The sequence below is a fragment of the uncultured Microbacterium sp. genome (genome assembly GCF_963521645.1).
Lineage (GTDB): Bacteria > Actinomycetota > Actinomycetes > Actinomycetales > Microbacteriaceae > Microbacterium.
This window is the reverse complement of sequence record NZ_CAUQVQ010000138.1, coordinates 1-3,434: the sequence shown is the minus strand read 5'-3', so window position 1 is coordinate 3,434 and position 3,434 is coordinate 1. Positions and strand designations below refer to the sequence as shown.

Sequence of the window (3,434 nt, the reverse complement as noted above, 5' to 3'; positions counted from 1 at the left end):
GCCGTCTCGGCGCGCCAGGCGCGCAGCGCCTCGAAGAGCTCACGGTCGGCCGCGTCGAGAGCGTCCGCAGCGCTGGCCTTGCGAGCACGCGGAGACGATGCCGGCCGCCCGATGGTGTCTTTGCGCAGGGGGACGGGGGTGTCGCCCTTCAGCACTCCCCCGGCCTGCGCGCCCGGCGCCAACGTGCCGTAGTCGCCCTGAGCCACGAGAACACCCCGCGCGAGCAGCTGACGCACGACACTGCGCCAGTCCTGGTCGGACAGATCGGCCCCGATGCCGTAGGTCGCGAGCTTGTCGTGGCCCTGCTGTCGGATGCGCTCGGTCGACGCCCCCCGCAGGATGTCGATCAGGTGGCCGGCCCCGAATGCCTGGTTGCGCTCGCGCTGGAGTCGCACGATGGTCGAGAGGAGCTTCTGCGCGGGGATCAGTCCGTCGAAGGTCTCGGGATTCTCGAGGCAGGTGTCGCAGTTGCCGCACGGCTGCGAGTCCTGCCCGAAGTAGCCGAGGAGATTCTGGCGACGGCACTCGACCGTCTCGCACAGAGCGAGCATCGCGTCGAGGTGCTGCCCGAGGCGCATCTTGAAGGTGCGATCGCCGGGGCTCTGGTCGATCATGCGACGCTGCTGCACCACATCGCCCAGGCCGTAGGCCATCCACGCGATCGACGGCTCGCCGTCGCGACCCGCACGGCCGGTCTCCTGGTAATAGCCCTCGACGGACTTCGGCAGATCGATGTGCGCGACGAAGCGCACGTCGGGCTTGTCGATGCCCATGCCGAACGCGATGGTCGCGACCATCACCACGCCGTCTTCACGCAGGAACCGCGACTGGTTCTTCGCTCGCACCTCGGCGGGGAGACCCGCGTGGTACGGCAGTGCGTCGAAGCCCTGCGCCGCGAGATAGGCGGCCGTCTGCTCGACCGACTTGCGACTGAGCGCGTAGACGATGCCGACCGACCCCTCGGGCTGCGCACGGATGAACGAGACCAGCTGCTTGCGGGGATCGACCTTGGGCACGATGCGGTACTGGATGTTCGGGCGGTCGAAGCTGGCGACGAAATGCTCGGCGCCGTCGAGCCGCAGCCGCTCGGTGAGCTCCTTGTGCGTCGCGCGGGTGGCGGTCGCCGTGAGCGCCATGCGGGGGACCCCCGGGAACCTCTCGCCCAGATCGCCCAGCGCGAGATAGTCGGGACGGAAGTCGTGGCCCCACTGCGACACGCAATGCGCCTCGTCGATCGCGATGACACTGAGTGTGCCGCGCTGCAGCAACGACGTCGTCTGCGCCGACGACAGCCTCTCGGGTGCGACGTAGATGAGGTCGAGCTCACCGGCGACGTACGCGCGCTCGACCTCGCGGCGTTCCTCGATCCCCTGGGTGGAGTTGAGGTACGCGGCGTTGACGCCGTTCGCCCGGAGTGCGTCGACCTGGTCGTGCATCAGTGCGATCAGCGGGCTGATCACGAGACCCGTGCCTTCGCGCACGAGCGCGGGCACCTGGTAGGTGACGCTCTTTCCCCCACCGGTCGGCATGAGGACGACGGCATCTCCGCCGCCGATGACGTGCTCGACGATCGCGGCCTGGTCGCCGCGGAACTCGTCGTAGCCGAACACCGTGTGCAGCGCCTCGCCAGCAGTGGGGTAGCGCCCGGGGGCGGCGTGCCGCACCGTCGTCGCGCTCGCCCGGGGCGCGGACGACCGTGGCTGCACCGGCGTCACCGGGCCCTGACCCCAGTCGAGAGGAGGCTCGTAGCCCGCCCCCTGAGGCTCCCAGTCCATGGGCTCGGGAGGCTCGGAGGGCTCCCACCCCGCGCCGTCCCACGGCTCGTCGGCGTAGGGCAGATCCTCGTACGGATCACGGGGGGTCTGCGGCATCCCTCCAGCGTAACGACCCCGGCCGACGTCGGCCGCGCCTGTGGAGACTCCACGGGCGTAGGTTGGTGGCAAGACGCCCGAAGGAGCTCCGATGACCGACATCACCGTCACCCGCAACGACGACGAGTCCCGCTATGAGATCCGCACCGACGGAAACCTCGCCGGCTATGCCGAGTACCAGCTGCGCCCCGGCGCGATCCGCTTCATCCACACCGAGCTCGACCCCGCGTTCCAGGGACAGGGCCTCGCCGGCATCCTCGCCGAGCGCGCGCTGACGGATGCCGCGGCGTCCGGTGACGCGATCGTGCCGCTGTGCCCGTACATCGCCAAGTACCTCACGACCCACGAGATCCCGGGCGCGGAGATCCGCTGGCCCCAGCGTCCCGGTGAGGCCACGACGGAGGCATGATGATCGGAGAACGACGCATCGTGCTGGAGCCCCGCGAGGTGCCCCTCGGCGGGGTGCGCGGCATGAACGTGCTGCGTGTGCTCCCGCACCGCAACCTCCCGACCATCGGAGCGTGGTGCTTCCTCGATCGGTTCGGCCCGGCCGACACCCGCATGCGTGTCGAACCGCACCCGCACATCGGCCTGCAGACCGTCACATGGCCGCTGGTCGGCGAGATCCGTCACCGCGATTCGCTCGGCAGCGACGCCGACCTGCGCAGGGGCCAGCTGAACCTGATGACGGCCGGCAACGGCATCTCGCATTCCGAGTACTCGATCGGCGACGACCCGATCCCCCTCGACGCGCTGCAGTTCTGGGTCGTGCTCCCCGAGAGCGCGCGGCACGGGTCGGGAGGCTTCGAGCGGCACACCGAGCTGCCGCAGGTGACGCTTTCCGCCGATGCGGGGGAGGATGCCACGGGCGTCGTCGTCCTCGGGGAGTTCGCGGGGGCCGTATCGCCCGCGACCGTGTACACGCCGATCGTCGGCGCAGAGATCTCGGTGCCGGCCGGCACCCGAGTGCGGCTGCCGCTGCGGCCGGAGTGGGAGCACGCCCTGATGCTGGTCGAGTGCGATGCGACCGTCGCGACGCACGCGATGCCCCGGAACGAGATGCTCTACCTCGGCGACTCGAGGGAGTTCGTCGAGGTGTACAGCGCCCAGGGGGCACTGCTGTTCCTGATCGGCGGTGAGCCGTTCGAGAACGAGATCGTGATGTGGTGGAACTTCGCGGGCCGCACACATGACGAGATCGTCGAGGCACGTGCGGACTGGGAGGCGGCATCCGATCGCTTCGGAGTCGTCGACGGTCACGACATCCGCATTCCCGCGCCCCCTCTCCCCGACGTGCGTCTCATGCCACGCGGCCGGAAGATCTGACGCACCCTCCCCCGGTCGTCGAGCGACGAAGTCGACCGAGACGAAACGCAGTGATACCCCGTTTCGTCCCGCTGCTTCGCTGCTCGCAGTCCCCCCGGTCGTTGAGCGAGGACGACGCAGTCGACCGAGACGAAACGCAGTGAGCCGATCCCGCACACCCACCCCGTTTCGACTCGCTGCTCCGCTGCTCGCTCAACGACCGAACACGCAGACCCCGGTCGTTGAGCGAGGACGACG

At 69.5% G+C, this 3,434-nt stretch carries 3 protein-coding genes; 2 read left to right on the top strand and 1 reads right to left on the bottom strand.

The features are described 5' to 3' along the window. Positions 1-1,871 (bottom strand): DNA helicase RecQ (recQ, locus tag RWO82_RS15320; protein WP_314428391.1); only part of this gene is annotated, 1,871 nt, incomplete at its 3' end. Positions 1,872-1,962: 91 nt separating this feature from the next. On the opposite strand from recQ, the gene RWO82_RS15315 reads away from it, so the two are divergent. Both RWO82_RS15315 and RWO82_RS15310 read left to right on the top strand, forming a co-directional pair. Continuing rightward, the gene (locus tag RWO82_RS15315; protein WP_314428390.1) at positions 1,963-2,280 is read left to right on the top strand and encodes a GNAT family N-acetyltransferase; all 318 of its coding nucleotides are present in this window, start codon (positions 1,963-1,965) and stop codon (positions 2,278-2,280) included. Continuing rightward, the gene (locus tag RWO82_RS15310) at positions 2,280-3,197 is read left to right on the top strand and encodes a pirin family protein (protein ID WP_314428392.1); all 918 of its coding nucleotides are present in this window, start codon (positions 2,280-2,282) and stop codon (positions 3,195-3,197) included. Before RWO82_RS15315 ends, RWO82_RS15310 begins: the two co-directional genes overlap by 1 nt. The last annotated feature ends 237 nt before the right edge of the window (positions 3,198-3,434 follow it).

Bases quoted from the DNA above. Each gene is read 5' to 3' on its own strand.
- RWO82_RS15315 (WP_314428390.1), top strand. From the start codon at position 1,963: ATGACCGACATCACCGTCACCCGCAACGACGACGAGTCCCGCTATGAG.
- RWO82_RS15310 (WP_314428392.1), top strand. From the start codon at position 2,280: ATGATCGGAGAACGACGCATCGTGCTGGAGCCCCGCGAGGTGCCCCTC.